Origin of the sequence: Brasilonema octagenarum UFV-OR1 (assembly GCF_963888615.1) — a bacterium.
Classification (GTDB): Bacteria; Cyanobacteriota; Cyanobacteriia; order Cyanobacteriales; family Nostocaceae; genus Brasilonema; species Brasilonema sennae.
Genome location: NZ_CAWPKW010000184.1, coordinates 1 through 6,280, shown reverse-complemented (window position 1 = coordinate 6,280; position 6,280 = coordinate 1). Strand labels below are relative to the sequence as shown.

General features: G+C 44.0%; 8 protein-coding genes. 4 read left to right on the top strand and 4 right to left on the bottom strand.

Annotated elements, in window-relative coordinates; genetic code table 11:
* A partial coding sequence (locus AC5590_RS12890; protein ID WP_211178779.1) for a hypothetical protein occupies positions 1 to 232 on the top strand: 232 nt, incomplete at its 5' end.
* Between the two features lie 59 nt (positions 233 to 291).
* On the opposite strand, the gene xth is transcribed toward AC5590_RS12890, so the two are convergent.
* A complete protein-coding gene (gene xth / locus AC5590_RS12885; protein WP_169268782.1) occupies positions 292 to 1,074 on the bottom strand; it encodes an exodeoxyribonuclease III in 783 nt (260 codons plus the stop codon).
* A gap of 371 nt (positions 1,075 to 1,445) precedes the next feature.
* On the opposite strand from xth, the gene AC5590_RS12880 reads away from it, so the two are divergent.
* From AC5590_RS12880 to AC5590_RS12870, 3 genes are all read left to right on the top strand, one after another.
* Positions 1,446 to 2,513: a glycosyltransferase family 4 protein gene (locus tag AC5590_RS12880; protein ID WP_169268781.1), complete on the top strand. Its 1,068-nt coding sequence runs from the start codon at positions 1,446 to 1,448 to the stop codon at positions 2,511 to 2,513.
* A gap of 66 nt (positions 2,514 to 2,579) precedes the next feature.
* Complete coding sequence (locus AC5590_RS12875) at positions 2,580 to 2,765, top strand: hypothetical protein (protein WP_169268780.1); 186 nt, start codon at positions 2,580 to 2,582, stop codon at positions 2,763 to 2,765.
* Positions 2,766 to 2,912: 147 nt separating this feature from the next.
* Entirely contained in the window at positions 2,913 to 3,941 is a 1,029-nt protein-coding gene (locus AC5590_RS12870) for a zinc-dependent alcohol dehydrogenase (RefSeq protein WP_169268784.1), read from the top strand.
* 43 nt (positions 3,942 to 3,984) lie between these two features.
* Here the strand turns inward: AC5590_RS12870 and AC5590_RS12865 are convergent, their stop codons facing one another.
* From AC5590_RS12865 to AC5590_RS12855, 3 genes are all read right to left on the bottom strand, one after another.
* A complete protein-coding gene (locus tag AC5590_RS12865; protein WP_246163073.1) occupies positions 3,985 to 4,335 on the bottom strand; it encodes a CpeR family transcriptional regulator in 351 nt (116 codons plus the stop codon).
* Between the two features lie 12 nt (positions 4,336 to 4,347).
* Positions 4,348 to 4,953 carry a chromophore lyase CpcT/CpeT gene (locus AC5590_RS12860; protein WP_169268779.1) on the bottom strand — a complete coding sequence of 202 codons (606 nt, stop codon included), beginning with the start codon at positions 4,951 to 4,953 and terminating at the stop codon, positions 4,348 to 4,350.
* Positions 4,954 to 5,377: 424 nt separating this feature from the next.
* Positions 5,378 to 5,911, bottom strand: coding sequence for a phycobiliprotein lyase (locus AC5590_RS12855; protein ID WP_169268778.1), 534 nt, complete (start codon positions 5,909 to 5,911; stop codon positions 5,378 to 5,380).
* Positions 5,912 to 6,280: the final 369 nt, after the last annotated feature.

Below are 6,280 nucleotides of genomic sequence, written 5' to 3'. Positions count from 1 at the left end.
CGGAGGAGCCAGTACTGCGGGAGGGTTTCCCGACAGCCAGGTATCTGGCGTTGGAGACCCTCCTGCAGCGCTGTCTCACCGTGGGCGGGTTTCCCGACTTGAGGCATGTGGCGTGGGAAGAAAAGATTTTTTTTTGTATATCCTATTCCCGAAACTCGTTGGTGTGATAGCCCTCAGCAAAATCTATGATTTTGCTCGTCTACAACCAGTAGGGACACCAAGCCACCACTGATTGCAACCCTTACACCCTTATACCCTTATACCCTTATACCCCTAGTTGTTGACTAAATTCTAAAATTCAACAATCACTGGTGCATGATCGCTTGGTTGAGGTAACTTTCTGGGAGCTACATCAATAGTGCAGCTTTTGGCACGCTCATACAAAGCAGGCGTAAGATAGTGATGGTCAATTCGCCAACCCAAATTACGGCGAAAAGATGCTGCTCGATAGTCCCACCAGCTGTAGTGTCCCCCTTCCGAGGTAAATTTGCGAAAAGCATCAGCAAATCCTAATAAGAGGATATCTCGTAAGGCTTGGCGCTCTGGTTCTGATGCCATGATGTGATTTTCGCTCTTTGCACTGTGATGAATATCTTTATCTTCCAGAGCAATGTTAAAGTCTCCACATACACAAATAGCAGCTTGTGATAAAAGAAGCGATCGCAAATACTCCTGCAGTACTGCTAACCAGCCCAGCTTGTATTCATATTTCTCGCTTCCCACTGCTGAACCATTGGGTACGTAAAGATTAACAATTGTTATACCATCTATCTTACCGGTAATCACCCGTTTTTGCTCATCCCAATCTGCTTGGATGTTCAATAAAGTCGGCGCAAAACCACAGCTGACATCTAAGAGTGGTTGACGGCTGGCGATCGCAACACCGTTGTAAGCTTTTTGCCCGGAAAAATAAAGGTGATAGCCCAATTCCTCAAAAGGTGCGCAGGGAAATTGTGCGTCTACAACTTTAATTTCTTGCATGCATAGGACATCTACGTTACTCTGACCCAGCCAATCAATAACTTGCTCTAAACGAGTGCGAATCGAGTTGACATTCCAAGTCGCAATTTTCATTTTAATCTGTCGTCATTCTCCACGTTTTTGCGTCTTTTCGTCACCTATCTCCTCCTCGTGCAATATTCTCCATCATTGCTTTGGTTTCCAGATTTTCCTATTTTTAGTTAAAAAAAAGTTAAATTATTATGAGCCTCAGGATAGATGATTCGTCATCCGGGCAAACTGTAATCTGAAAGTATACTCCCGCTATAGAAAAAATGGCTAGTATGAAATTAGCCAACTACTTTATCAGGGTAGCGTTAACCGAAATTGCACTCGGGTGAGTCAGCCAGGTTAACTGAAAAATCAGATGATTAAGTACAAATGCTTTATCATCAGATAAATGTCCTAGTAATAGGATTATCTCACTTGCTGAACCAAAACAACCTATGAAAATTGCTCAAGTAGCCCCCTTGTGGGAACGAGTTCCACCTCCAACATATGGAGGAATAGAGCTAGTCGTGAGTCGCTTGACAGATGAACTAGTACGTCGAGGTCACGATGTTACTTTGTTCGCATCAGGCGATTCGCAAACATTGGCGAAGTTACAAGCAGTTTATCCTCGTGCATTGCGCTTAGACCCGAACGTCAAAGAGTATGGAGTGTACGAAATGCTGGAACTGAGCCAGGTTTACGAGATAGCAAAGGAATTCGATATCATCCATTCTCATATGGGGATTACGGCATTACCCTTGGCGAGTTTTGTACAAACACCCACCGTGCATACAGTGCACAGCAGTTTTACAACGGATAACCAGAACCTATACATCCACCATAACCAGCAAGCATACGTTAGCATTAGTAACGCTCAACGTCAAATAAACCTGAACTACGTTAACACAGTCTACAACGGAATTGATCTAGAAGATTATCCTTTTGTTGCCCAACATCAACAACCACCATACCTGGCATTCTTAGGACGCTTCGCGCCAGAAAAGGGACCGCAGCATGCGATCGCCATTGCGAAAAAAGCTGGCTGGCCTCTAAAAATGGCAGGAAAGGTTGATGTAGTGGACTCTGAGTTCTTTGAACAAGAGATTGCTCCACAGATTGATGGTGAGCAAATTCAATACCTAGGCGAAATCGACCACGCCCAGAAGGTTAAGCTGTTGGGCAATGCTGCGATAACTCTGTTTCCAATAGCCTGGCAAGAACCGTTTGGTTTAGTGATGACTGAATCAATGGCAACTGGTACACCAGTAATTGCCCTGAATTTAGGTTCTGTACCAGAGGTTATTGACCACGGTGTATCAGGTTTTGTCTGTCAAACCTACGATGAAATGGCGGCAATGATTCCAGCAGCTTTGGAACTCAATCGTCAAACTTGTCGAGAACATGTAGAGAACAAGTTTAGTGTCAGCCAGATGGTTGATGGATACGAGGCGGTCTATAAAAAAATCATACAAGGCCGCATTCATTCAAACGGTCGCATTCATGATGCAAAAATCAAAGTTTAATTAACGATTTTTTAACGCATCTATTACATCTATAAATCAATAGCTTTTCAAAAGGAGAACATAAATATGAGTTTGAGAGCCAACGATTGCCCGTGTTGTGGGGGTTCCCTGCTACGTCATATTCGTCATGGTGAACTCTACTGGTTTTGCAAAACTTGTCGGCAAGAAGTGCCAGTGTTAAGTGTGAGTCAGATGCCGAACTTGGAAGGAAGAAGTAAGGCATCTGTTTCTCAAACAGCACTCAAAGCGTAGTGTTAGAAGAACAGTGAGCAGTGAACAGAAAAAGCGATTTATTGACTTCCTGATAACTGATAACTGGTAACTGATAACTGGTAACTGATAAAGTTCTCGGCTCCACCTGGTAAAATCAAGTGGAGCAAATTATTGGTTAAAGCTCGCGTGTTAGCAGCGTTACTTTACGGCAAAGAAAATTTACGTTTAGAACAAGTTGCGTCCCCCACACCTGGCGTTGGTGAAGTTGTCATGCAAGTGGGAGCTGCAACAACTTGTGGTACAGATTTAAAAGTTTGGCGTCGCGGCGGTCATGCTAAGATGCTCAAACCACCAACACTGTTTGGTCATGAAGCTGCTGGCGAGATTGTCGCTGTAGGCGTTGGTGTGACGAGTTGGCAAGTGGGCGATCGCCTAGTCGCAAATAATTCTGCCCCATGCATGAATTGCTTTTTTTGTCAACGCCAAGAATATTCCCTCTGTCCAAATTTGACATGGAATAATGGCACTTTTGCCGAATATTTAAAAATTCCTGCACCGATTGTGCAACATAATATGTTGCCAATTCCTGATGAGTTGCCTTATGAGTTGGCAGCAATGACTGAACCTCTGGCTTGTGTGCTGCATGGAGTCGCCCGTTCCAACGTCAAACCAGGTGATTCTGTGGTGGTGTTAGGAGATGGGGCGATCGGGCTGATGTTTGTAGCTAAATTGGCTCATGATCTTAAAGCTGAGGTGTTACTCTTTGGAGGCAATGACCAAAGGTTAGAAATTGGAGAAAAACTGGGTGCAGCAAAGACCTTTAATTATCATCAGTTCCCAGAGATTCCTAGTTTAGTTAAAGAACTGACACAGGGATGGGGTGCAGATGTGGTGATTGAAGCAACTGGTGTACCAAGTGTCTGGGAAACCGCAATTGCTTGTGCTCGTCCTGGTGCAACTGTTAACCTGTTTGGTGGTTGTCCACGAGATACAACTATTAGCGTGAATACAGAACAATTGCACTACAGCGAACTGACTCTCAAAGGAGTTTTTCATAATACTCCAGAGTATGTTCAAGCAGCACTGTCACTGATTGCAAGTCAGAAGATTCCCTTTGAGTTACTCATCAGCGAACACCGTCCATTGCAGGATTTAGAACAGGTGTTTTGTGATATGAGAGATCGTAAGGTGATTAAAGTAGCAATGATTCCCTGAGGCAGTTCTAGGAAATTGCTCCTGCGTGTGGCTATGGATTCTGCTAAACACGCTCATCAAACCTTGTGCGAAAACCACCGTATTTCAACCAATATTGCTTTAAGGTATGGTGGGGCGTATGTAAACTTGCCTTCGCTCGATAAAGAATCACCTGACGATGATCGCCCATCCAGATTTTGCCAATGGGTTCAATGGATAATAACGCCCCTCCCAGCGCCGCAATACACTCTGAAAATCGTTCGACTGCACTGTAATCAACTGATTCAAAAACAAAAAAATTTCCAGAGCTGATCAAGTGTCGGCTCCTGATCCAGCATTGCATTTTTTTTTCCGCTTCCGGTGGCAACATTCCTATTTTCACCTCAGCTTCTGTTTGCTCACCTAATACGCTCATAAAACTCTTGCTTCAAACACGATCCAGGGGAAGTTCATGTGCAAAACTTTCACGCTTTTCAAACTCCAACGCCCCAAACGTAGATCCCCAAACTTGTTGATGGGTATTGACATCCATACCTTTGTCAAGACTAACCCAGGTTGTTGCCGTCAGCTCCACATCACTGATTAGATACGTTAAACAGCCCTTTCGTTCAAGCAGGCACTTGTTTCCTGGCTCCACACTACCTAGAAACATCTCCCCCTCTCGTTTGAAAATCATAGAACAGTGATACCGTCGTTCAATACAATCAGGTGTAATAGTTCTGAGAATGCTTAATTCCCGTGCCGCTCCTGCATACAGCAATGGATCGTTAAGACTGTAATTTTCAATATAAATTTGATTTCCCTGATCAACGAATCGATGCACTCCCTGACGATACGGACTCCATAAGTCGTAATCGTAAACCTGTTCTGAGTAAAAACCAATCGTATTGAAAAACTCAAAGGGTAAGGGACGAAAAAAGATATGGATATGAGCAAATTGCTGAGGGTTATGGTAGGATTGCTTATAGTTGCTGAAATCACCTGCCATCCACTGAGCCAGCGTTGTTAAATCATTGGCTTTTATAGAAGTCATGAGCGCGCGTTATAACAGTTATCTCAAACAATTAAGAATTGAAAAGTGTTGCTTTTTGCGATCAAGAATTTTGCATTTTGAATGAAAATGATTGATTTTAAAAAGTAACAAGTAAGTAGGTCGGTACGAATAAAGTTAACTCGTTAAGCCAGTCATTAGGAGGCTGTGCAGTGTACTAGTTCCCCGGCATAAAGGAGCCAGTGCGGATGCCACATGCCTCTGTCGGGAGACCCTCCTGCAGTAGTGGCTCGTCTTGGGGTATCCCCAAGCGGAACACCTGGCGTCATCTGCCGTTCATTAGTAAGGATTTGGCAGCTTTTACATTTCTTAACGTAGCTGTATTTATTTCCACGTCTGTACTTAGTTAGTCATGAGTAACGAGTGAGAACTTAGCCTTGGTGCATGTGCAAGCACTTTATGGTGGCTACTTACTACTCGAAGAACGAATTTCTGAAGCAAATGATGCAGTCAGCACTCCAGTTCCAGCACTCGTTTTGATTAGTGACACCCGAAATCGCAAGTTTGGATTGGCAAACCAAATTTTCTCTTCAGCCGCTGCCCGATCATATGTCGTCAGCAGCACAAATGTCCCGTCTTCTGTCAGGTGATAGTCACCAGCTGCTGCTATTGTTTCAGCGTATCCCTGATCTCTAAGTAATTTGCCTCGATTGGGGACATCAGGATCGGGAACTGGTACCAAGATACTACTGCCTTTCATTTGTGCGTCTTCATCCCAATCCGACTGTCCTTCCCAAGTCATTTGAAAGGGAGACATAATCTGGCTGAGATCAATATTGTATGACTTACACAAATCAACAACAGCTGGATCATCAACAGAGAGTGGAATAATATCAATCACCGATTGTACAGCTTCAAAGTGGCTAAATGCTAAATGGTGGGCGCTGCGTTGCGATCGCCAACGCCCAATAGAAAGTTCAACAAATTGCGTAATATCCATCGATTTCATGCAATGAATTTTAAGAGCAACAGAACAACCACTAACTTTTTGGATATTTGTTTGCCACTTCGCCGGTGATTTTAAAACGTTGTGTGACTACTCCCTTGCGACCTAAAAGATTACCAATCTGAAAACCCCACTAGAGCGCAGAGAAAATACGCAACGCTTTGGCAGAGGTAATTTTAGAGCAGCGAAGGGAGTAATTACCATCTAAAAACGCAGCGAACAGTTATCAGTGAGCAAGGTAGGATAACCCAACGGCAGAGGCAGAGCCAGCATGAGGGAAACCCAAAGCCAGCTACTCATCTATATCTGTTCACCCTATGGCTAACGCCACGCCTTACGGCTATCGGGTGTGCGCAGAGCGCA

Excerpts from the sequence above, each read along its gene's own strand:
- AC5590_RS12880 (WP_169268781.1), top strand. The coding sequence starts at position 1,446 with ATGAAAATTGCTCAAGTAGCCCCCTTGTGGGAACGAGTTCCACCTCCA.
- xth (WP_169268782.1), bottom strand. The coding sequence starts at position 1,074 with ATGAAAATTGCGACTTGGAATGTCAACTCGATTCGCACTCGTTTAGAG.
- AC5590_RS12875 (WP_169268780.1), top strand. The coding sequence starts at position 2,580 with ATGAGTTTGAGAGCCAACGATTGCCCGTGTTGTGGGGGTTCCCTGCTA.
- AC5590_RS12860 (WP_169268779.1), bottom strand. The coding sequence starts at position 4,953 with ATGACTTCTATAAAAGCCAATGATTTAACAACGCTGGCTCAGTGGATG.
- AC5590_RS12865 (WP_246163073.1), bottom strand. The coding sequence starts at position 4,335 with ATGAGCGTATTAGGTGAGCAAACAGAAGCTGAGGTGAAAATAGGAATG.
- AC5590_RS12855 (WP_169268778.1), bottom strand. The coding sequence starts at position 5,911 with ATGGATATTACGCAATTTGTTGAACTTTCTATTGGGCGTTGGCGATCG.